The sequence below is a fragment of the Roseovarius sp. genome (genome assembly GCF_040223625.1).
In the GTDB taxonomy this organism is placed as follows: Bacteria; Pseudomonadota; Alphaproteobacteria; order Rhodobacterales; family Rhodobacteraceae; genus Roseovarius.
Window position 1 is genome coordinate 48,987 of sequence record NZ_JAVKFX010000039.1, and the last position, 21,141, is coordinate 70,127.

The following is a 21,141-nucleotide window of genomic DNA, read 5'->3' on the forward strand; positions in this document are numbered from 1 at the left end:
TCGGGGGCCGGGGATGATCATTGTACCGGAGCGGGAGATTGCCGAGCTGATGACGCGGGAGGCCGCGTTCGAGGCGGTCGAGCGGGTGTTCGCGGCGATGGCGGCGGGGGAGGCCTATAACTTCCCCGTGGTGCGTGAGGCGATCGGGCATGAGGACGCGCTTTACGGCTTCAAGGGCGGGTTCGACCAGTCGGCGCTGACGCTGGGGGTGAAGGCCGGGGGGTACTGGCCGCATAACCTGGCGAAGCGGGGGGTGATCAATCACCAGTCGACGGTGGTGCTGTTCGATGCGGATACCGGCCGGGTCCATGCGATGGTGGGCGGCAACCTGTTGACGGCGCTGCGGACGGCGGCGGCGTCGGCGGTGTCGATCCGGTACCTGGCGCGGGAGGATGCGCGGGTGCTGGGGATGATCGGCGCGGGGCACCAGGCGGCGTTCCAGTTGCGCGCGGCGCTGGAGCAGCGGCGGTTCGAGAAGGTGATCGGGTGGAATCTGCATCCGGAGATGCTGCCGAACCTGGAGAAGGTGGCGGAAGAAGCGGGGGTGCCGTTCGAGGCGGTCGAGCTGGGGGGCATGCGGGAGGCGGATGTGATCATTTCGATCACCTCGTCCTTCGAGGCCATTCTCGGGGCGGATCAGGTGGCGCCCGGCACGCATGTGGCCTGCATGGGCACGGATACCAAGGGCAAGCAGGAGGTGGCGCCGGAATTGCTTGCGCGGGCTGTTGTTTTTACCGACGAGGTGGCGCAGGCGGTGTCGATCGGCGAGGCGCAGCATGCGGTGGCGATGGGGCTGATTGGCGAGGGGGATGTTCAGCAGCTCGGGGCGGTCATCAACGGGGCGCATCCGGGGCGGCAGAGTGCGGAGGAGATCACGCTATTCGATGGCACCGGCGTGGGGTTGCAGGACCTGGCGGTGGCGTCGCGGGTGGTGGAGCTGGCGCAGGCGCAGGGGCGGGCTGTGGTGGTGGATTTTTGAGGGGCGGCCTAGCCGAAGGTGTGGCGCTATCCGGGTGACGCGGACGTTGACACCTGACCGGAAACTGCCATCCATGAGGCATGGATATCCATGCTATCTTCGATGAGAATTTTTCCGGTCCTCCGGCCGAGGCGGCATGGATCGTCGAAAGCGCGGCCAACCGAGAGTGGTTTGCGGCGGCGAAGGGTCAACTTCATCCCGACAGCGCGATTTTTTCGCTGGAACAGTATCGTTCGGTCGAAACTGCGCTGTGCCACGTGGTTTGGGGGATCGAGGAGCATTTCCCAAAGTGGCGGAGGATAATCGTTCTCGGTCTGGCGCCCACCTTTTCGGTGCCCATGGAGATTGAGCGGGAAGGGCGCTGGGAGAGGCGGACGGATGGCTTCGTTCTGTATCGAACTTGAGCGTCGGCTAAGGTTGCACCGTGCTAAACGAAATCACCCCCGCAGTTTCCTGCGAGGGTAACTTCAGTGTCAGGCCAGGTCGCTAGACCCGAAACGGATCACACCATCGAGCAGTCCTTGGCGTAGCTGTCTTCCATCGCTTCCTCGATCACGCTTTCGGAGACGGCGATATAGTTGCCGTCCTCGTCGGTCTCGACCGTGGCGAGGTACATCGACTGGATCGGGTGCTGGTTGGTGTTGAATTTGAAGTCGCCGCGGACGGAGGCGAAATCGGCCTCGCGCAGGGCGGCGCGGAAGGCGTCGGTGTCGTCGAGGTCGTCGACCTTGGCCGCGGCGCTGTCGATCAGGCGGACGGCGTCATAGGCCATGGCGGCGAAGTCCGACGGCGGCGAGTCGTACTTGGCGCGGAAGGCCTCGACGAACTCCTGGTTGGCGTCGTTGGGCAGGTCGATCGTCCATTGCGCTGCGCTTTTCAGGCCCAGCCCGGCCTCGCCGATGGCGTTGAGGGCGGCGCCGTTGAAATAGGTGAAGGCGCTGTAGAGAGGCGTGTCGTCCTTGAGGCCGGCCTGGGCGTATTGCTTGACCCACTGGATGCCGAGCCCGCCGGGGTAGAACACGAAGACGGCGTCGGGATCGGCCGATTTCACCTGTGTCAGCTCGGCGGAGAAGTCGGTTTGTTCCAGCGGCGTGTAGATCTCGCCCACGATCTCGCCGGTATAGGTGCGCTTGAAGCCTTCGAGAAGGTCGCGGCCGGCCTGGTAGTTGGGGGCGAGGATAAAGGCGGAGCCGACGCCCTCGTCCGAGAGGTGGGTGCCCACGGCCTCGGCCAACTGGTCGTTCTGGAAGGGCACGGCGAAATAGTTGGGGTCGCACTTGTCACCCGCAAGCGGCGCGGGGGCCGGGTTGGGGCTGAGGACGATCTTGCCGGCGCGGGTGATGGGGCGGTGGATGGCCATCATCACGTTCGAGAAGGACGAGCCGATGACCACGTCGACATCTTCCGAGCGGGTCAGGCGTTCGGCGGCTTCCTTGCCGACATCGGGCTTGCGCTGGTCGTCCTCGTAGATGAACTCGGCCTCCTTGCCGCCAAGCTTGCCATCCAGCATTTCGAGGGCGAGGTCGGCGCCCTTCTGCATCTCCTGTCCCAGCACCGAACCGGGGCCGGAGAGCGACAGGATGAGGCCCACCTTGACCTTGCCTTCCTCGGCAAGGGCGGGGGCGCCAAGGCTGGCGGCGGCGAGCGCCGTGACAGCCAGCAGTTTCGTGAGATTGGTCTTCATGGTGGTCGTACTCCCGTTGTTGAGGTCGTCTTTGGTCTTTCGGTCCTCTTTTGCCGCGTGGGGTTGGTCCCGGGTGCGGCATGGTCGGGCGGCCCGGTCAGGCCGCCGTGCCGAAGCCGCCGCCGCCCGGTGTCTCCATCACGAAGACGTCGCCCGGGCCGACTTCGGCCATGTCGTTGCCTTTGAGGTCCTCGACCGTGCCGTCGGCGCGGCGGATGGCGTTGCGGCCGCAGGCGCCGGGCCCGCCGCCCTCGGCGCCGCGGGGCGGCACCTTGCGGTGCGAGGTCAGCACGGTGGTCGTCATCGGTTCGAGGAAGCGCACCTCGCGCCGGATGCCGTCACCGCCGCGGTTCTTGCCCTCGCCGCCGGAGCCGCGGCGGATCGAGAATTCCTCGATCCGGACCGGGAAGCGCCATTCGAGCACCTCGGGGTCTGTCATGCGGGTGTTGGTCATGTGGGAATGCACCGCGTCCGCCCCGTCGAAACCGGGCCCCGCGCCGGTGCCGCCGCAGATGGTTTCGTAGTTCTGGTAGGCGTCATTGCCCCAGACGAAGTTGTTCATCGTGCCCTGCGAGCCGGCGATGACGCCAAGGGCGCCATAGAGCGCGTCGGCGATGGACTGGCTGACCTCGGTGTTCCCCGCGATGACGGCGGCGGGGTAGACCGGGTTGATGAAGGTGCCCTCGGGGATGATCAGGTTGAGGGGTTTGAGGCAGCCCTCGTTGAGGGGGATGTCGCTGCCCACCAGCGTGCGGAAGACGTAGAGCGCCACCGCCCGGCAGATCGAGAGGGGGGCGTTGTAGTTGCCGCTGTCCTGCTCGCTGGTGCCGGTGAAGTCGATCGTGGCAGTGCGGTTGTCGCGGTCGACGGTGATCTGCACCTCGATCTTGGCGCCGCTGTCCATCTCGTAGGTGTTGCGGCCGTCGCGCAGGCGGTCAATCACGCGGCGCACGCTTTCCTCGGCGTTGTCCTGCACGTGGCGCATGTAGGCCTGCACCACGCCTGTGCCGAATTGCGAGAGCATCCGGCGCACTTCGCGGGCGCCGGTTTCGTTGGCGGCCATCTGGGCGAGGAGATCGGCGATGTTGTTGTCGATATTGCGGCAGGGATAGGGGCCGGAGGCAAGGAGGGCGCGGGTCTCGGCCTCGAGGAAGCGGCCCTGGTCGACCATCTTGAAGTCGTCGATCAGCACGCCTTCCTCGTCGATATGGGTGCTGTCGGGGGGCGCGCTGCCGGGGGTGCGGCCGCCGATATCGGCGTGGTGGCCGCGGGAGCCGACGTAGAAGAGGATTTCGGTGCCCGCCTCGTCGAAGACCGGGGTGATGACGGTGACGTCGGGCAGGTGGGTGCCGCCGTTGAAGGGGGCGTTGAGGACGAAGACGTCGCCCGCCTTCATCTTGCCGGCGTTCTCGCGGATCACGGTGCGGACGGATTCGCCCATCGAGCCCAGGTGCACCGGTACGTGGGGCGCGTTGGCGACGAGCCCGCCATCGGGGTCGAAGAGGGCGCAGGAGAAGTCGAGCCGTTCCTTGATGTTGACGGAATAGGCGGTCTTGGCGAGCGTCGCGCCCATCTGTTCGGCGATGGACATGAAGAGGTTGTTGAAGACCTCGAGCATGACCGGGTCGGCCTCTTTCCCGATATCTTCCATGCCCTTGCGGGGGATGGCGCGGTCGAGGACGAGGTTCTCGAAGGCGTCCACATGGGCGCGCCAGCCCGGCTCGACGATGACGGTGCCGGTGGGTTCGCGGATGATGGCGGGGCCGTCGACGGACTGGCCGCGGTCGAGGGTTTCGCGATCGTAGAGCGGAGTTTGCGCGGCCTGCCCGTTGGCCACCATGTCGACCGTGTCGATGGGGGTTGGCGTGCCCTGATCTGGGCGGGGGGCGCAGTCGGGCAGGTCGGGCTGGGCGCCGATGGTTTCGACGGTGAGGGCCTCGAAATAGACTTCGCGCTCGGGGTCGGCGAAGCCGTAGAGCTGGCGGTGGGCGGTCTCGAAGGTCTCGCGCATCCCGGCCTCGGGGCCGAAGGCCACCTCGAGCGTCTGGTGGGAGCCGGCGTAGCGGAGGAGGGCGCGGGTCACGCGGGTGATGTCGTCTTTCGCGCTGCCCTGTTCGGTGAGCTCGGCCTCGGCCTCGGTTGCCATTCGGTCGGCGAGGGCTTGCGCCTCGGTGCAGGAGGTGGCGGAGAGGGGTTTGTCGAACTGGCTTTGCCGCATGGCGCGGATCTCGGCGAGGCCCATGCCATAGGCCGAGAGGACGCCCGAAAAGGGGTGCAGGAAGACCTTGGACATCCCCAGCGCGTCGGCCACGAGGCAGGCGTGCTGCCCGCCCGCGCCGCCGAAGCAGTTAAGGGTGTAGGTGGTCACGTCATAGCCGCGCTCGACGCTGATTTTCTTGATGGCGCGGGCCATGTTTTCCACGGCGATACGGAGGAAGCCCTCGGCGATGTCTTCGAGCGGCATCTTCGGGTTCCCCGTCTCTTGCGCGATCTGGTCGGCCAGCGCGTCGAACTTTTCGCGGACGATTTCGGTGTCGAGCGGCTGGTTGGCTTCGGGGCCGAAGACGCGGGGGAAGTGGCCGGGCTGGAGCTTGCCGAGGAGGACGTTGCAGTCGGTCACCGTGAGGGGGCCGCCGCGGCGATAGCAGGCCGGGCCGGGATTGGCGCCGGCGCTTTCGGGGCCGACCTGAAAGCGGCCGTCGCGGAAGGAGAGGATCGAGCCGCCGCCCGCCGCGACGGTGTGGATGTTCATCATCGGCGCGCGCATGCGGATGCCGGCGACTTCCGTTTCGAGGCTGCGTTCGAAGCTGCCGGCGTAGTGGCAGACATCCGTCGACGTGCCGCCCATGTCGAAGCCGATCAGCTTGTCATGGCCTGCATGTTCGGCGGTCTTGACCATGCCGACGACGCCGCCGGCGGGGCCGGAGAGGATGGCGTCTTTCCCCTGGAAAAGCGCCGCGTCGGTGAGGCCGCCGCTCGATTGCATGAAGAGCAGGCGCTTGCGGTCATTGCCGTCGGCGCCGGCGTCGAGCGCCTCGCGGACCTGTTCGACATAGCGGCGCAGGATCGGGCTGAGATAGGCGTCGACGACGGTGGTGTCGCCGCGGCTGACCAGCTTCATCAGCGGCGAGGTGCCGTTGCTGGTGGAGATCTGGGTGAAGCCCACGTCGGCCGCGATCTCGGCGGCGCGGTTCTCGTGCGCGGGGGTCTTGTAGCCGTGCATGAAGGCGATGGCGACGGCGCGGATGCCGTCGTCATGGGCTTGCTGGAGGGCGGTGCGGACGGCGGCCTCGTCGAGGGGTTCAAGCACCTCGCCGGCGGCGTCGAGCCGTTCGGGGATTTCGACGCTGCGCTCGAAGAGCATTTCGGGGAGTTGGATATCGAGGTCGAAGATGCGGGGGCGGTTCTGGTAGCCGATGCGCAGGAGGTCGCCGAAGCCCTTGGTGATCAGCAGCAGCGTGCGGTCGCCCTTGCGTTCGAGAAGGGCGTTGGTGGCGACGGTGGTGCCCATCTTGACCGAATCGACGACGCCCTGGGGGATCGGTTCGCCCGGGGCGAGGCCGAGGAAATCGCGGATGCCCTGAACGGCGGCGTCCTTGTAGTTCTCGGGGTTCTCCGACAGCAGCTTGCGCGTCTCAAGCGTGCCGTCGGGGCGTTTGGCAACGATATCGGTGAAGGTGCCGCCACGGTCGACCCAGAACTGCCACATCTTCGAACTCTCCGGTCTCTATTCCTGAATGCCCACGGCGCGGGCGCCGGTGGATGGATATAAATATACATACAGTATAAAATTAGTAAACCGTGAAAATGCGGGGTGGAGGGCCGTAGGATTTTTCCTTGACGGAGGCCGGGGCGCATGGCACGATTAATAAAATACTAAACGTATAAAAAGGAGAGCGCGATGCGCGGCTTTCTTATCGAAGAGTACGGTGCGCCGACGTCTCACCGGATACACGACCTGCCCGAGCCGAGCCCGGGTGTGAACGAAGTGTTAATCGAGAACCACGCCATCGGACTCAATTTCCCCGATGCTCTGATGGTGCAGGGAAAGTATCAGAAACGTCCTAACCCACCGTTCGGTCCGGGGCGCGACTGCGCCGGCGTGATCAAGGCGGTGGGCGAGGGCGTTACCGAATTCAAGCCGGGCGAACCGGTCGTGGCGCAGGTATTCACGGGCGCATTCTCGGAACAGGTGATCGCGCCGCTGTCGCGCGTCTTTCACCGGCCCGAGGCGGTGTCGGCGATCGATGCGGCCGGCGCCATCACGGTGTTCAACACCGCTTACGTGGCGGTGTCGATCCGGGCGGGTGTGAAAAAGGGCGACCGGGTGGTCGTGACCGGCGCGGCGGGGGGTGTCGGCCTTGCCGCCGTGCAACTGGCCCATGCGCTGGGGGCCGAGGTGCTGGGCGTCGTGTCCTCCGAGGAGAAGGCGAAGCTGGTGCGTGACGGGGGCGGCGACGCGCTGGTCGTGACGGAGCGCGAGGAAGAGCCGCTGAAGCAGCTCTTCAAGGACAAGGTGCGCAGACATTGGGGCGACGACAAAGGCGCCGACGTGGTGATCGACACCGTGGGCGGGGCGATGTTCATCGCCGGGCTGCGGTGCCTTGGCTTTGCCGGGCGCTTGGTTGTCGTGGGCTTTGCCAGCGGGTCGATCGAGTCGGCCAAGGCGAATTACCTGCTCTACAACAATCTGTCGGTCATGGGCGCGCCGCTGGACATTCATTTCGACCACGCGCTTCAGGAGATGCGGGCGGGCACCGAATGGTGGCTGGGCCTGCTGGCCGAGGGCAAGGTGAAGGCGAATGTCAGCGAGGTGCTGCCCTTCGGCCAGTTGATGCAGGGTTTGCAGGACATTCTTGACCGCAAGGTGGCGGGCAAGCTGGCCGTGGACGTGACCACGGGATGAGCATGGCGGCCGCCTCCGACGCTGCCGCGAATGGCTTCGTGCCATTCCGCAACGATGACAGCCTGTTGGCGTTCATCGGCGAGATCGGTGTGCGGCATGATGACGGCACGGCGTGTTTCCAGGTGCGGCTGACAGAGGGCGCGCTGAACCCGCTGGGCATCCTGCATGGCGGCGCGCTGGCCGCGCTGTTCGACGTGGCGATGTACGAGGTCGCCAAGGTGGGCGGCGAGGCGGTGACGGTCTCGCAGGAGACGAAGTTCCTGTCGGCCATCCGCGCCGATGCGCCGCTTTACGTGGCCGCCGAGGCGCTGCGGGCGGGGCGGAGAACGGTGTTCTGCACCGCGCGCGCCACGCAGGGCGACAGGCTTTGCGGCCATGCCACCGCGCAATTCGCCCGGCTGGGCGACAAGGGGACCTGACCCCGAAACCCCGCGTGCCCGAGGGCGCGCCAGACAAGGAGACGCCGGCAGATGGCCAGCCTTTTCGCGGAACAGCTTCTGAACGGCATACAGCTTGGCATCCTGCTGTTCCTGATCGCCGCGGGGCTGACGCTGATCTTCGGGGTGATGGATTTCATCAACCTCAGCCACGGGTCGCTGTTCATGCTGGGGGCGTATTTCTCGGTTCTGTTCCAGGCGCTGACGGGGAGTTTCTTCCTGTCGGTGGGGCTGGCGGCGATCGCGGTGTTTGGGCTGGGGATGCTGCTGGAGGTGCTGCTGGTGCGCAATCTCTATGCGCGAAGTCACCTCGACCACGTGCTTGTGACCTACGGGTTGATCCTGATCGCGAACGAGTCGGTCATCCTGATCTGGGGCAGCGTGCCGATCTTCTCGGGCGTGCCGGAGGCGCTGGCGGGGCAGATCCCGCTGCCGTTCGGGATCGACTACCCGGCCTACCGGATGCTGGTGATAGCGGTGGGGGGCCTTGTGGGGCTGGGGCTGTTCCTTCTCATCCAGAAGACGCGGGTGGGCATGCTGGTCAGGGCCGGGGCGACGAACCGGGTGATGGTGTCGATCCTGGGTGTGAATATCTCGCTGCTCTACGCGCTGGTCTTCGCGCTGGGCGCGCTGCTGGCGGGGCTGGCCGGGGCGATGGCCGGGCCGATCCTGTCGGTGCAGCCGGGGATGGGGGAGGCGGTGCTGATCCTCTCCTTCGTGGTGGTGGTGATCGGCGGTCTGGGCTCGATCCGCGGCGCGCTTCTGGCGGCGATGATCGTGGGGCTGATCGACACGATGGGCCGGGCGTTCCTGCGCGATATCCTGAGTGCGTTCTTCTCGCCGCAGGTGGCGGGCGAGGCGGGGCCGGCGCTGGCCTCGATGCTGGTTTACATCCTGATGGCGCTGATCCTTTTCTTCCGTCCCGAGGGGCTCTTGCCCCTGCAAAGGAGGCATTGAGATGGCCGGTTCCTATCGCATGATCGAAGGGATCGTGGTGCTGGCCGCGATGGTGGCGGCGGGGCCGGTCGTGGCGCTGCTGTCGGGCGATGTTTACCAGCTGGCGGTGTTCGAGCGGGCGCTGATCTATGCGGTGGCGGCGGCGAGCCTCAACATGATCCTGGGCTTCGGGGGGATGGTGAGCTTTGGCCATGCCGTCTACCTCGGGATCGGGTGCTATGCGACGGGGATATTGGCCAATGCTGATATCCTGCCGATCTGGATCCAGTTGCCGGTGGTGATGGCGGCCTCGGCCCTGGTGGCGCTGTTCATCGGGCTGATCGTGCTGCGGACCTCCGGCGTCTACTTCATCATGATCACCTTGGCGCTGGCGCAGATCTTCTATTACCTCGCGGTCAGTTCCTCCTATTTCGGGGGCGATGACGGCATGGTGATCTACGAGCGCACCACTCTGCTATGGGGCTATGATCCCTTTGACAGCTGGCATTTCTACTTCTTCGTGGCGGGGATCACGGTGCTTTGCATCCTGCTCGTCAACCACCTCGTGCGGTCGGATTTCGGGCGGCGGCTGGTGGCGTGTCGGGAGAACCCGACGCGGGCGACGGCGCTGGGCTTCAACGTGTTCGCCGTGCGGCTGGTGGGGTTCGTGCTGGCCGGCGTGATCTGTGGCATCGCCGGGTTCCTGCTGGCCAACCAGGCGGAGTTCGCGACGCCGGGCTATGGCAGTTGGCAGCGCTCGGGCGAGTTGCTGGTGATCGTCATCCTGGGGGGCGTCGGCACGCGGTTCGGGCCGGTCTACGGGGCGTTCGCCTTTGTCCTGCTGGAGAGCGTGCTGGCCGGGTACACGACGCATTGGCCGATCCTGTTCGGGCCCTTCCTGATCTGCGTGGTGCTGTTCTTTCACAAGGGTCTGGCGGGGCTTGTCGACCGCCTGATCCCGGGCCGGGCGAGGGCGGGATGAGCCATATTCTGAAACTCGAGGATATCTCCGTCAGCTTCGGGGGGATCCATGCCTTGCAGGGCGTGAACCTGCAGCTTGATCACGGGTCGATCCATGCGCTGATCGGGCCGAACGGGGCAGGGAAGACGACGCTGGTGAGTGTGCTGTCGGGGGAGCTGAAGCCCAACAGCGGCACGGTGCATTTCGACGGGCGAAGCGTGAACGGTCTCTCGACGCATGAGCGGGCAAGGCTGGGGCTGACGCGGACCTACCAGATCACCGCGCTGTTTCAGCATATCGCGGTGTGGGAGAATATCCTGTTGAGCCTGAAGGCGCGGGATACGCCCAAGGTATCGCTGATGCAGCTGCTGCGGGCCCATGCGGAGCGGCATTATGCGGCCGAGCTGGCCGAGGTGCTGAAGGATTTCGGGCTGGAGGAGAAGGCGAATGCGCTGCCCTCGGCGCTGAGCCATGGCGACCGGCGGCGGCTGGAACTGGCGATGGCGATCATTTCCAACCCGTCGATCCTGCTCCTCGACGAGCCGCTGGCGGGGCTTTCCACCTCGGACGCGGCGGAGCTGGTGGCCCTTATCCGCAAGCGTTTGAAGGGCGATGTGCCGATCCTGCTGATCGAGCATGACATGGATGCGGTGTTCGACCTGGCGGACGAGATCACGGTGCTGGTGGATGGAAGGGTGCTGATGACCGGGACGCCGGAGGCGGTGCGCCATTCGGCCGAGGTGCAGGCGGCCTACCTGTCGGAAGAGGACGATTTCTGATGCTGCAATTCCGCGATGTCTGCGCCAGCTACGAGGACAGCCAGATCCTGTTCGACCTCAGTTTCGAGGTGGAAGAGGGCTCGGTGACGACGCTTCTGGGCAAGAACGGGATGGGCAAGACGACGACCATCCGCACGCTCTTTGGCCTGACCGACCGGATCGGCGGGGATATCTACCTGGAAGGCGACCGGATCAACGGGGTGCCGACCCACGAGATCGCCAAGCGGGGCGTGGCGCTGGTGCCCGAGGGGCGGCAGGTGTTTCCGACGCTGACGGTGATGGAAAACCTGCTGGCGACCGCGCGGAACGGGCGCGACGGGCTGGAGGAAGTGTTTGATTTGTTTCCCAGATTGGCGGAACGGAAGGGGTCTTTCGGGAGCCTTCTGTCGGGGGGCGAGCAGCAGATGCTGGCGATCGGCCGGGCGCTGTTGACCCAGCCGCGGTTCCTGATCCTCGACGAGGCGACGGAGGGGCTGGCGCCCGCCGTGCGGCGCGAGATCTGGGGGGCGCTGAAGCGGCTGAAGGACCGGAACCTGACGATCCTGGTGATCGACAAGAGCCTGAAGCCGCTGTGCAAGCTGGGGGATCGGCATCACGTGATCCGCAAGGGTGAGATCGCATGGACCGGGCCTTCGGAGGTTCTGGCGAATGCGGACTCCGAGGCGCGGCGGCACCTGAGTTTGTGAAGGTTAACCGGCGGGGCGACGGGTGCGGGGCGAATCAGGGTTAAGGATTTGATTTTGCTGGAAACGCCGTGTCGGTATCACGTCGGTATTTTGTCGGTAGTGCGTCGGTGTGAATGACGGCATTTGGCCGGGTTGATGTGGCGTTCGGTGGGGGGGGTGCCAGATGTTGTGCTGGGCGCAACGCGGTATCTTCGGTCAAGGCAGAGTGCGGAGACGCGCATCGGCGGGCCGCGGGGCGGCGAACCTACGGGGGTGGCCTGGCGCTTTATGGTAGCCAAGTCCCTCCTTGCTCACGACGTTGCGCTTGCTTCTCCAAATCGCCGGACCGTCGGGGCGGCCCGGCGATGCGCGGCGGCCTTCGGCCTGGATTCCGCGCTGGTGAGCATCTGAGACGCCGCAAACCGCAGCCAACGGCATTTTCCCGCTGACGCCCGAGCACCGGCTTTCGTCCGCCGCCGGGATCGGGAACACTATGCGCCATACCAAGAGCGGGCTGGCCCCTGAGTCGCGATCCGCCAGAGCAGGAGCAGTGGAAAACCGTGTCTACCAGATACGACGAGACCCGGCATGGGGGCATGCCGGGAGAGATCATTCCTTTCCAGATACGCGGGCGGTTCCTGATGGCGCTGTCGCTGCGGGTGGATGTCGAGGCGGATGACGCGGCGTTCTATGAACGGCTCGATGCGCAGCGCGAGACGTCGCCGCAGTTCTTCGACGAGGCGCCCATGGTGATCGACCTCGGCAACGTGCCGGGCATGGCAGAGCCCGAGCGGCTGCGGGCGATGGTGGCGAAGCTGCGGGAGCGGAACCTGCGGGTGTTCGGGGTGCAGAACCCCGGCACGCTGTCGGAAGAGGCATTGCAGCAGATGGGGCTGATCCCCGTGTTGGCGGGCAAGGATGCGCCGCTGCCGGATGCGCGGAGCACCAAGCGCCGGCGGCGGGCGGCGCTGCGCGGGGTCGAGAACAAGCTGGTCCGGGCGCCGGTCAGATCGGGGCAGATGGTGGTCTGCGAGAGCGGCGATCTGACGGTGATCGGCTCGGTCGCCTCGGGCTCCGAGGTCGTCGCGGGCGGCAATATCCACATTTACGGGCGCCTGCGCGGGCGGGCGATGGCCGGCGTGCATGGCGACGAGAGCGCGCGCATCTTCTGCCAGAGCCTCGATGCCGAGCTGCTGGCGATTGCCGGGCTTTACAAGACCAGCGAAACGCTGGAGGACACGGCGCGCGACCGCGCCACGCATATCTACCTGGAAAACGAGAGACTGTGCATGGAGGTGATCGGATGACGGCCGATCTTAAGGAAAAACCGGCCTTGGGCCGGGTGATCGTGATCACGTCGGGCAAGGGCGGCGTGGGCAAGACCACGTCGGCCGCCGCGATCTCGGCGGGGCTGGCGAAGCAGGGGCACCGCACGGTGGTGATCGATTTCGACGTGGGGCTGCGGAACCTCGACATGACGATGGGCTGCGAGCGGCGCGTGGTGTTCGATTTCATCAACGTGATCCAGGGGGATGCGCGGCTGAAACAGGCGCTGATCCGGGACAAGCGGCTGGAGAACCTGTCGATCCTGCCGACGTCGCAGACGCGGGATAAGGATGCGCTGACCAAGGAGGGCGTCGAGAAGGTGCTCGACGAGCTGAAGCAGGAATTCGACTACATCATCTGCGACAGCCCCGCCGGCATCGAGCATGGCGCGCAGATGGCGATGTATTTCGCCGACGAGGCGGTGGTGGTGACCAACCCCGAGGTGTCGTCGGTGCGCGACAGTGACCGGGTTCTGGGGCTGCTGAGCAGCCAGACCAAGCGGGCCGAGAGCGAGGGGGCCGATGCGGTGAAGGCGCAGGTGCTCTTGACGCGGCATGACCCGGCCCGGGTCGAGAGTGGCGAGATGATGAATGTCGAGGATGTGCTGGAGATCCTGGCCGTGCCTCTGCTGGGGGTGATCCCGGAGAGCCAGGCGATCTTGCGGGCATCGAATATCGGTACGCCGGTGGTGCTGGATCAACCCTCGGCAGCGTCGCGGGCCTATGAGGATGCCGTGCGGCGGCTGACCGGCGAGGAGGTCGAGATGCGGATCGCGGGCGAGCGGCGGCCGGGGCTATTTCACCGGCTGTTCGGGCGGGCGTCATGAACCTGTTCGGATTTGCCCGCAAGCAACGCCGCGCGAGAAGTGCGGAGACCGCGAAGGACCGGCTGCAGATCCTGCTGGCGCATGAGCGCAGCGGCGCAGGGCGCGGCGGAGAGGCCGATTACCTGCCGATGCTGCAACGCGATATCGTCGAGGCGATCCGGAAATACGTGTCGATCGGCGAGACGGATGTGGAGGTGCGCATGGAGCGTGGCGAGCAGATGTCCAGTTTGGAGATCAACGTGGAATTGCCGTCGGAGGTGGGGTCGAAGGCGGGGTGAGGTTTTGTCTTTGTCGGCGGTGGGTTGGCACCCGCCCTACGGGGGGGGACGATACCCTTCCTGCCCGCCCCGGGCTTGACCCGGGGCCTCTTGCGGCGCGAGGTCCCGGCTCGGAGGCCGGGACGGGTTAGCCCACGGGTCGGCTCTGGCACGCGTCTGACGGGCTTTTCTGAGAGTGGGGTGACCGGGCGCTAAGCCGCGCATCGGCGGGCCGCGGGGCGGCGAACCAACCGGGGTGACCTGGCGCTTTATGGTAGCCAAGTTCCTCCTCGCTCACGACGTTGCGCTTGCCTCACCAAATCGCCGGACCGTCGGGGCGGCCCGGCGATGCGCGGCGGGCTTCGCCCTGGATTCCGCGCGGGGCGTCATGCCGAAGCATAAAGGTTACTCCGCCGCCACCTGCCCCTTGTCGCCCAGCACCGCCATCGCCGCGTCGACGATTTCCTTGTACCCGGTGCAGCGGCAGATATTGCCGGAGAGGGCGTCGCGGACCTCGGCCTCGGTGTAGCGTTTGCCGGTGGAGGCGAGTTCCGACAGGGTCATGAGCATGCCCGGCGTGCAGTAGCCGCATTGCAGGGCGAAGTTCTCGTGGAAGGCCTGTTGCAGGTCGTTGAATTCGTGGTCGGGCGTTTCCAGACCTTCGATGGTGCGGAGCTCGCGGCCCTCGGCCTGGTGGGCGAGGGTCAGGCAGGAGCGGACCGCCTTGCCGTCCATCATCACCGTGCAGGCGCCGCAGACGCCGTGTTCGCAGCCCACATGGGTGCCGGTGGCGCCGATCTCGTGGCGGAGGAAATCGCTGAGCAGCATGCGCGGCTCGGCAAAGCCTTCGACCTCTTCGCCGTTCAGGGTGAATTCGACCGAGTGTTTCTGGCCGTGTTGCAAGACCTTCATGACAGGGTCTCCTCGATGAGTTTCTGGCCGATGCGGCGGACGAGTTCGCGGCGGTAGCGGGCGGAGGCGTGGATGTCGTCGGTGCCGCCCATCTTCCAAGCCAGCCGGTTGAGGGCTTCGGGGATGTCGGCGGTGGAAAGGTCCGTCCATTCCTCGACCGTGGGCGCGTCGGAGACGCCGCCGACGCCCAGGCGCACGGTGCCCTTGTCGGCGATGCAGGCCATGGCGACGATGGCGAAGTCGCCGTCGCGACGGGCGATTTCGCGGAAGCCCCATTTGGCCGAGGACGGGAGCGACGGGAAGTGGGCGGAGATGCAGAGCTCGCCCTGTTGTTTCGCCGTTTCCAGCAGCCCGGTCTGGAATTCGCTGGCCGAGAGGGTGCGGGTGCCGGAGGCCGATTGGAGCGTCACCGTGCCGCCGAGCGTGGCGAGCAGGAGCGGCATTTCCGCCGAGGGGTCGGCGTGGCAGAGCGAGCCGCAGATCGTGCCGCGGTTGCGGGTCTGGATGTGGCCCACATGGGTCAGCGCCTCGCGGATGAGGGGCATGTGGGTGGCGAGGTCGGGGTGGTGGAAGACCTCGGCCTGCGTGGTGGCGGCGCCGACGGTGAGGCCGTCGGGGCCGATCTCGAGCTTTTTCAGGTCGGCAAGGCGGGAGACGTCGACGAGGATCGACGGCTCCGCCAGCCGCATGTTGAGCATCGCCATCAGCGACTGTCCCCCGGCGATGACGCGGGCCTCTTCGCCATGTTCGGCAAGGCAGGCGACGGCTTCGTCGATCGTGTCGGGGATGTGGATGGAGAAGGGGGCCGGTTTCATGAGTTGCCTCCGAATTTCGAGCGGATCTTGCCGAGGAGCCCCTTGCGCGGCGCGGCGTCGGGGGCCGCGCGGGCCACGAGGGCGCGGAAGAACTGGTTGATGAGAAGGCGTGCCGCGCCGGAGAGGAGGCGGCCGCCGACGGAGGCGATGGTGCCCGAGAGGTGGATCTCGTAGCGGTAGCGGACATTGGTGCCGCCCTCCACCTCGTCAAGTTCCACCCAGCCGGTGCCGCGCGAGACGCCGAGGGAGCCGTCGAGCGTGCCGGAGATTTCGACGCTTTCGGGCTTGCGCATGTTCTTCAGGCGGATATCGGCCTCGAACGTGCCGCGCACGGCGCCGACGCCCATCTTGAGCGTGCCGGTGAAGTGATCCTCGGCGTGCTTGTCGAGTTCCCTGCAGCCGGGGATGAGGGCGGCCATTTCCTTCGGATCCAGCAGCGTCTCCCAGACCTTTTCGCGGGGGGCGGGGACGAAGGTTTCGCCTTCGCCGCGCAGCGCGTCGCCGGAGAAGTCGACGGAGAGGCGTTCCTCGGTTTTCTCCTCGTCGGCCGGGGGCGCCATTTCCTCGCCGCTGTTGATCCAGCCGAACACCTTGGAGGGGGTGAGCGGCATGGTCACGTCTTCATAGTCCAGCGCGTCGGCCACAGCGTTGGCGAGGCAGACGGGGGTGGTGTACTGGTTGCCTTCGGCGATGCCCTTGGCGCCGAGGCGGGTGAAGGGCGAGGGAATGGCGACGGTGTCGACGAGCACCGGGTCGATCGCTTCGGCCGCGGTGGGGATCAGGTAGTCGGCCATGGTGCCGGACAGGAACGTGCCGTCTTCCTTGTAGACGAATTCCTCGTAGAGCGAGGCGCCGATGGCGTTGGCGAAGGAGCCGCGGATCTGGCCCTTGGCGAGACCGGGGTTGAGGATGGTGCCGCAATCGTGGGCGGTGACGTAATGGTCGACCTTCACGTTGCCGGTGTCGGGGTCGATTTCCACGCCGCAGAAGTCGAAGGCGAAGCCGTAGGCGAGCGAGGTGTTGATCTCGTCATTGGCGGTGGTGGGCGTGAGTTCGGGGGCGTTCCAGTAGGCGACCTCCCGGATGCCGGGGTCCATCCCTTCGGGGAGGGAGGAGGGCGACCAATGGGCGAGGCCGCCCACGCGGCGGAATTCGAGACCGTTATCGGGGTTCGACTTGGAGCGGATCATGCTGTCGGCGAACTCGATATCGTCCTCGGGGACGTTGAGGAAGCGGCCCGCGACCTTGGTCATCTTCACGCGCACCCGTTCGGCGGCGGTTTTCGCGGCCGAGGTGGAGGCAGGCGAGAAGCGGCAGGAATAGTTGCCGGCGGCGATGGACCAGTTGTCTTTCTGGGTGTCGGTCTCGAGGTTCACCGTGATGTCGGAGAAGTTGAGCCCGAGCTCGTCGGCGACGATCTGGGCCAGCGCGGTCTGGTGACCCTGGCCTTGCGGCGTGGAGTCGCCCACGACGTTGACCGAGCCCAACGCGTCGACCGAGATGGTGCAGGAGGCGACGGCGCCGTCCTTGGGCCCGGCCTTCTCGCGTTCTTCCTTGGTTTTCAGCGTCGAGATGTAGCCCATGTTCGACTGGCTGGGTTCGACCGCGGCGGCGAAGCCGATGCCGTAGAGCTTGCCCTCGGCGCGGGCCTGTTTCTGGCGCTCGCGCAGCCAGTCGAGCTTGCCCTGTTCGACCGAGTCCTTGACGACCTGCTGGTAATCGCCCGAGTCGATCAGGGCCCCGGCGGGGGCGCGGTAGGGGAAGGAGCCGGCGGGGATGAGGTTCTTTTCCATCAGCGCAAGCGGGTCCATCCCCAGTTCTTTCGCGACCTTGTTCATCACCCGTTCGATGGCGAAGTAAAGCTGTGGCCCGCCGAAGCCGCGCACGGCCCCGGTGGGGCATTTGTTGGTGAGGACGATGTTGTTCGTCACCTTCACGTTGGGGATGGTGTAGCAGTTGGTCGAGAGGCCGTGCATCCGGTAGATCGGCGCGGGCATCGGCGCGCGGAGGTGGGCGCCGTGGTCGTCGTAATGCTCCATCCGCAGGGCGTTGACGGTGCCGTCATCGTCATAGGCGGCCTCGATCGTCGTCACCCGGCTGGGCGCGACGGAGGAGGAGGCGTGGTGTTCGAGGCGGTCCTCGATCCATTTCAGCGGGCGGCCGGCGAGGCGGGAGGCCACGCAGAGCACCACGATATAGGGGAAGAGGGTGAGTTTCGAGCCGAAGCTTCCGCCGGAGTTGGCCGGGCTCTTGTGGCGCAGCTTGGCGGAGGGGATTTTCAGCGCGATGGCCATCACGGTGTGGACCGAGAAGGGCCCCTGGAAGTTCGAGGTGACGTCGTAGCCGCCGGTGTCGGGCTTGTATTCGGCGACGACGCCGTAGGTTTCCATCGGCGTGACCGAGTTGCGCGGGTAGCGGATGGTGATCTGGGTCTTGTTCTTGGCCGCGTCGAGCACCTTGTCGGCCTCGCCGTGGTTGAAGACGCGGTGCGAGACGCGGTTGGAGCCGGCGGCCTCGTGCAGGACGGGGGCGCTTTCCTCGCAGGCGCGGACCGGGTCGACCACGGCGTCGAGCACCTCGTAATCGACCTTGATGAGCTTGAGCGCATCCTCGGCGCGGTAGCGGTCGGTGGCGCAGACGATGGCGACGGGTTCGCCGACATAGCGGACCTTGTCCATGGCGATGCCGCGATAGTCGAGCGGGTTGGCGAAGCCGACGATCAGCGGCTTGGTGTAGGGCTTGATATCCTCGCCGGTGATGACGGCGTGCACGCCCTTGAGCTTGAGCGCCTCGGAAGCGTCGATGCCCCTGATGCGGGCGTGCGCGTGGGGCGAGCGGAGGAAGGCCGCGTGTAGCGTGCCCTTCGCGATGGGTATATCATCCATGAAGGTCGCCTTGCCGCGCAGCAAGGTCTGATCTTCGGTGCGCAGGATCTTCTGCCCTACCAGCGGTTCGCGCATTTCTGACACATCGTCCTCCATACCCGTCATGCGAGCTTGAAATTCATTAAATACTTATTGTATAATAAAGCTGGATCGTGTCAACTCGTTTGCGACGGCAATTCGTTGAAGGGCTGCAACCGGAAGGCTGGGAATGACCGAAGGATTTGATTTTAAAGTGGAAAAAGAGGTGGTCGGCCTGAGCGACGGCGGCCGGGTGGCCATTCGGCGCTGGGGCGGGTCCAGGCCCGAGCGGATCGTCCTGTCGCATGGCAACGGGCTGGCGATCGACGGGTTCCACGAGTTCGCCAGCGAGCTGATGGCCGATTTCGAGGTCGTTGTCTTCGACATGCGCAACCACGGGCAGAGCGGGCCGGGCGAGGTGATGGACAACCCCTGGCCGCGCTTCGTGGCGGATATTCCGGAGATCTACGAATCGATCCAGGGGCATTTCGGCGAGAAGCCGACGCACGGGGCGTTTCATTCGCTGAGCTCGGTCGCGACGCTGCTGGGTCAGTCGAGAACGCCGCTCGGGTGGCGGTCGCTGACGCTTTACGAGCCGCCGGTGCCGCCGGTGGCGGATGCGGGGCTGCTGGAAGAGTTCGAGGAGGCGCACCGGGGCCTGTCGCGCCGGACAAGGGCGCGGAGGCGGCGGTTTTCCGGGCCGGAGCGGCTGGTCACGTCGCTGCGCAAGTCGCCGACGTTCGGGGGCATCCCGGACGCGGTCATCGAGCGGCTGGCGGAGGCGATGCTCTACCGCGCGGATAACGACCCGGAGGCGCCTTACGAGCTGGTCTGCGATCCGGACATGGAGGCCAACACCTTCGACATCCGCCTGCCGCGGGAATGGTGGGACGGGATCGCGACTGTGCACGTGCCGGTTCAGGTGGTGACGGGCACGACGCTGGGCCACGACCTTCCGGTGCTGATCCGGACGGCGGGGTTCCTGGCGGAGAGTTTCGGGTTCGAGACCGCCTCCGTCGAGGGCGGGGGGCATTTGATGCAGATGCAAAGGCCGCAGCGCAGCGCGGAGCATGCCGTGCGGTTCGCCACGGCCCATTCGAAAAACAACGCCGCGTGAACGGCGCCTTCATCCAACAGAGGGGAAAAGACAATGGACGACAAGCTGAGACAGGCCCGGGCGATGGGCACGATCCTTGACTGCATGCGCTTCTGGGCGGCGGAGACGCCGGAGCAACTGGCGGTGGAGACGACGGACCATGGCAAGCTGACATATGCGGAACTGGCGCGGAATGCGAATGCGCTGGCGGCGGCGTTTGGGACGCTGGGGCTGAAGACAGGGGACCGGGTGGCGATCCAGTTGCCGTCCTCGCCGGAATTCGTGACGACCTACATGGCCTGCGCGATTTCGGGATGTGTGCTGACGACGCTGCACATGCCCTATCGGCAGGAGGAGCTGCACCCGCTGATGGCGTTCGCCGGGGTGAAGGCGGTGGTGACGGCGGAGGTCGGGAAATACGACGGGCCGGAGGTAATGGAGGCGCTGAAGGGCGAGATCGGGAGCCTCGGGCACGTGATCAGCGTGACCGAGCCGAAGATCGCCGGGCAGCATCATTTCGCGGCGCTGGTGGCGGAGAATATCGACACGCCGGAGATCGCGGGGCCGGGGCCGGAGGCGGAGGTGGCGCTGTGCTTTACCTCCGGCACCTCGGCCGCACCCAAGGGGGTGATCCGCAAGCAGACGCTGATGGCGCAGAACGCGCGGCGGTTCGGCGAGATGGTGGGCATGGAACAGGCCGACCGGGTGATGATCGCGCCGCCGCTGACGCATGTGTTCGGGCTGCTGTGTGCGGGCAATGCGCTGATGTCGGGGGCGACGGTGGTGCCGATCCCGATGTTCACGCCGCCGACCTATGGGCAGTACCTGACAGAGATGCGGCCGACGGTGGTCTATTCCGCGCCCGCGCACCTGGCGGCGACGCTGAAGAGCGGGGTGATGGATGCAAGCCCGCCCGAGACGGTGCGCGACGTGATCGTCGGCGGCTCGATCTGCCCGCCGGAGGTGGCGGCGCAGTTCGAGGCAAGGCTGCCCAATGGCCGGGTCGGGTGCCTGTTCGGGATGACCGAGGCGCTGCTGGCGACGCAGACGGTGGTGACGGACCCGGCGGAGATCCGGCACGCGACGGTGGGGCAGCTGGCCGAGGGGCTGACCGCGCGGATCATGACGGCGGAGGGCGAGGACGTGACGAAAGGCGGCGAGGGGGAGTTGCAGTTGAGCGGCTATTCGATCCTGCCCGAGTATCTCGACAATCCCGCTGCCAATGCCAGCTCCTTTTCCGAGGATGGATGGTTCCGCACCGGCGACCTGGCCTCGATCGACGAGAACGGGAACATCATGATCACCGGGCGGAGCAAGGACATCATCAACCGGGGTGGGATCAAGATTAACCCGGCGGATATCGAGAGCATCCTGGACGGGCACGCCGATATCGTGCAGTCGGCGCTGGTGCCGATGCCGGACGAGGTGCTGGGCGAGCGGATCTGCGTTTACGTGGCGCTGCGCCCCGACACGTCGCTGACGCTGGAGGACCTCTGCGCCTATCTCGACGGGCAGGGCGTGGCCAAGATGCGCTGGCCCGAGCGGCTGGAGGTGATCCCCGAGATGCCGATGACGCCGACCAAGAAGATCATCAAGCCGGTTCTGGTTGCGGACATCCGGGAGAAAGTGGCAGGTTGACTTACCCTGTGCGTTGGGAGG

The 21,141-nt window shown here is 66.2% G+C and carries 18 protein-coding genes; 13 read left to right on the forward strand and 5 right to left on the reverse strand.

The features are described 5' to 3' along the window. The first annotated feature begins 13 nt into the window (after positions 1-13). Entirely contained in the window at positions 14-979 is a 966-nt protein-coding gene (gene bhcD / locus RLN94_RS11780) for an iminosuccinate reductase BhcD (protein WP_350131842.1), read from the forward strand. Between the two features lie 80 nt (positions 980-1,059). Continuing rightward, positions 1,060-1,383: a hypothetical protein gene (locus RLN94_RS11785; protein WP_350131839.1), complete on the forward strand. Its 324-nt coding sequence runs from the start codon at positions 1,060-1,062 to the stop codon at positions 1,381-1,383. Positions 1,384-1,481: 98 nt separating this feature from the next. Here RLN94_RS11785 and RLN94_RS11790 read toward each other — a convergent pair whose 3' ends face one another. Continuing rightward, entirely contained in the window at positions 1,482-2,663 is a 1,182-nt protein-coding gene (locus tag RLN94_RS11790) for an ABC transporter substrate-binding protein (RefSeq protein WP_350131836.1), read from the reverse strand. A gap of 97 nt (positions 2,664-2,760) precedes the next feature. Then, on the reverse strand, positions 2,761-6,372 hold the full coding sequence (locus tag RLN94_RS11795) for a hydantoinase B/oxoprolinase family protein (protein ID WP_350131833.1): 3,612 nt from the start codon (positions 6,370-6,372) through the stop codon (positions 2,761-2,763). A 192-nt stretch (positions 6,373-6,564) separates the two neighbouring features. On the opposite strand from RLN94_RS11795, the gene RLN94_RS11800 reads away from it, so the two are divergent. The 9 genes from RLN94_RS11800 to minE all read left to right on the forward strand — a co-directional run bounded on the left by RLN94_RS11800 (position 6,565) and on the right by minE (position 13,777). Beyond that, entirely contained in the window at positions 6,565-7,569 is a 1,005-nt protein-coding gene (locus RLN94_RS11800; protein WP_350131830.1) for an NADPH:quinone oxidoreductase family protein, read from the forward strand. Continuing rightward, positions 7,566-7,988 (forward strand): PaaI family thioesterase, encoded by a 423-nt coding sequence (locus RLN94_RS11805; protein ID WP_350131827.1) that lies wholly within the window; start codon positions 7,566-7,568, stop codon positions 7,986-7,988. The genes RLN94_RS11800 and RLN94_RS11805 overlap by 4 nt, the downstream gene beginning before the upstream one ends. Positions 7,989-8,039: 51 nt before the next feature. Then, positions 8,040-8,963, forward strand: a complete 924-nt coding sequence (locus tag RLN94_RS11810; protein ID WP_300891349.1) for a branched-chain amino acid ABC transporter permease — start codon at positions 8,040-8,042, stop codon at positions 8,961-8,963. Position 8,964: 1 nt separating this feature from the next. After that, the gene (locus tag RLN94_RS11815) at positions 8,965-9,924 is read left to right on the forward strand and encodes a branched-chain amino acid ABC transporter permease (protein ID WP_350131823.1); all 960 of its coding nucleotides are present in this window, start codon (positions 8,965-8,967) and stop codon (positions 9,922-9,924) included. Beyond that, on the forward strand, positions 9,921-10,682 hold the full coding sequence (locus RLN94_RS11820) for an ABC transporter ATP-binding protein (RefSeq protein WP_350131821.1): 762 nt from the start codon (positions 9,921-9,923) through the stop codon (positions 10,680-10,682). Before RLN94_RS11815 ends, RLN94_RS11820 begins: the two co-directional genes overlap by 4 nt. Further along, on the forward strand, positions 10,682-11,368 hold the full coding sequence (locus RLN94_RS11825) for an ABC transporter ATP-binding protein (protein WP_350131818.1): 687 nt from the start codon (positions 10,682-10,684) through the stop codon (positions 11,366-11,368). The genes RLN94_RS11820 and RLN94_RS11825 overlap by 1 nt, the downstream gene beginning before the upstream one ends. 539 nt (positions 11,369-11,907) lie before the next feature. Beyond that, positions 11,908-12,654 (forward strand): septum site-determining protein MinC, encoded by a 747-nt coding sequence (gene minC / locus RLN94_RS11830; protein WP_350131815.1) that lies wholly within the window; start codon positions 11,908-11,910, stop codon positions 12,652-12,654. After that, positions 12,651-13,499 (forward strand): septum site-determining protein MinD, encoded by an 849-nt coding sequence (gene minD / locus RLN94_RS11835; RefSeq protein WP_502949480.1) that lies wholly within the window; start codon positions 12,651-12,653, stop codon positions 13,497-13,499. Before minC ends, minD begins: the two co-directional genes overlap by 4 nt. Next, positions 13,496-13,777, forward strand: coding sequence for a cell division topological specificity factor MinE (minE, locus tag RLN94_RS11840; RefSeq protein WP_350131812.1), 282 nt, complete (start codon positions 13,496-13,498; stop codon positions 13,775-13,777). Before minD ends, minE begins: the two co-directional genes overlap by 4 nt. Before the next feature lie 384 nt (positions 13,778-14,161). Here minE and RLN94_RS11845 read toward each other — a convergent pair whose 3' ends face one another. The 3 genes from RLN94_RS11845 to RLN94_RS11855 are packed head-to-tail and all read right to left on the reverse strand — an operon-like array spanning position 14,162 to position 18,443. Next, positions 14,162-14,668 (reverse strand): (2Fe-2S)-binding protein, encoded by a 507-nt coding sequence (locus RLN94_RS11845; RefSeq protein WP_350131809.1) that lies wholly within the window; start codon positions 14,666-14,668, stop codon positions 14,162-14,164. Further along, entirely contained in the window at positions 14,665-15,483 is an 819-nt protein-coding gene (locus RLN94_RS11850) for an FAD binding domain-containing protein (protein ID WP_350131806.1), read from the reverse strand. The genes RLN94_RS11845 and RLN94_RS11850 overlap by 4 nt, the downstream gene beginning before the upstream one ends. Then, on the reverse strand, positions 15,480-18,443 hold the full coding sequence (locus tag RLN94_RS11855) for a xanthine dehydrogenase family protein molybdopterin-binding subunit (RefSeq protein ID WP_350158455.1): 2,964 nt from the start codon (positions 18,441-18,443) through the stop codon (positions 15,480-15,482). Before RLN94_RS11855 ends, RLN94_RS11850 begins: the two co-directional genes overlap by 4 nt. 133 nt (positions 18,444-18,576) lie before the next feature. On the opposite strand from RLN94_RS11855, the gene RLN94_RS11860 reads away from it, so the two are divergent. Together RLN94_RS11860 and RLN94_RS11865 are read left to right on the forward strand one after the other, a co-directional pair. Next, positions 18,577-19,503, forward strand: coding sequence for an alpha/beta fold hydrolase (locus RLN94_RS11860; protein WP_350131800.1), 927 nt, complete (start codon positions 18,577-18,579; stop codon positions 19,501-19,503). 33 nt (positions 19,504-19,536) lie between these two features. Further along, positions 19,537-21,120: a class I adenylate-forming enzyme family protein gene (locus RLN94_RS11865; RefSeq protein WP_350131797.1), complete on the forward strand. Its 1,584-nt coding sequence runs from the start codon at positions 19,537-19,539 to the stop codon at positions 21,118-21,120. Positions 21,121-21,141 lie beyond the last annotated feature (21 nt).

Excerpts from the sequence above, each read along its gene's own strand:
- RLN94_RS11865 (WP_350131797.1), top strand. The coding sequence starts at position 19,537 with ATGGACGACAAGCTGAGACAGGCCCGGGCGATGGGCACGATCCTTGAC.
- RLN94_RS11815 (WP_350131823.1), top strand. The coding sequence starts at position 8,965 with ATGGCCGGTTCCTATCGCATGATCGAAGGGATCGTGGTGCTGGCCGCG.
- RLN94_RS11795 (WP_350131833.1), bottom strand. The coding sequence starts at position 6,372 with ATGTGGCAGTTCTGGGTCGACCGTGGCGGCACCTTCACCGATATCGTT.
- minD (WP_502949480.1), top strand. The coding sequence starts at position 12,651 with ATGACGGCCGATCTTAAGGAAAAACCGGCCTTGGGCCGGGTGATCGTG.
- RLN94_RS11805 (WP_350131827.1), top strand. The coding sequence starts at position 7,566 with ATGAGCATGGCGGCCGCCTCCGACGCTGCCGCGAATGGCTTCGTGCCA.
- RLN94_RS11825 (WP_350131818.1), top strand. The coding sequence starts at position 10,682 with ATGCTGCAATTCCGCGATGTCTGCGCCAGCTACGAGGACAGCCAGATC.
- RLN94_RS11800 (WP_350131830.1), top strand. The coding sequence starts at position 6,565 with ATGCGCGGCTTTCTTATCGAAGAGTACGGTGCGCCGACGTCTCACCGG.
- RLN94_RS11850 (WP_350131806.1), bottom strand. The coding sequence starts at position 15,483 with ATGAAACCGGCCCCCTTCTCCATCCACATCCCCGACACGATCGACGAA.
- RLN94_RS11855 (WP_350158455.1), bottom strand. The coding sequence starts at position 18,443 with ATGCGCGAACCGCTGGTAGGGCAGAAGATCCTGCGCACCGAAGATCAG.
- RLN94_RS11860 (WP_350131800.1), top strand. The coding sequence starts at position 18,577 with ATGACCGAAGGATTTGATTTTAAAGTGGAAAAAGAGGTGGTCGGCCTG.
- minE (WP_350131812.1), top strand. The coding sequence starts at position 13,496 with ATGAACCTGTTCGGATTTGCCCGCAAGCAACGCCGCGCGAGAAGTGCG.
- bhcD (WP_350131842.1), top strand. The coding sequence starts at position 14 with ATGATCATTGTACCGGAGCGGGAGATTGCCGAGCTGATGACGCGGGAG.
- RLN94_RS11785 (WP_350131839.1), top strand. The coding sequence starts at position 1,060 with ATGGATATCCATGCTATCTTCGATGAGAATTTTTCCGGTCCTCCGGCC.
- RLN94_RS11790 (WP_350131836.1), bottom strand. The coding sequence starts at position 2,663 with ATGAAGACCAATCTCACGAAACTGCTGGCTGTCACGGCGCTCGCCGCC.
- RLN94_RS11845 (WP_350131809.1), bottom strand. The coding sequence starts at position 14,668 with ATGAAGGTCTTGCAACACGGCCAGAAACACTCGGTCGAATTCACCCTG.
- RLN94_RS11820 (WP_350131821.1), top strand. The coding sequence starts at position 9,921 with ATGAGCCATATTCTGAAACTCGAGGATATCTCCGTCAGCTTCGGGGGG.
- RLN94_RS11810 (WP_300891349.1), top strand. The coding sequence starts at position 8,040 with ATGGCCAGCCTTTTCGCGGAACAGCTTCTGAACGGCATACAGCTTGGC.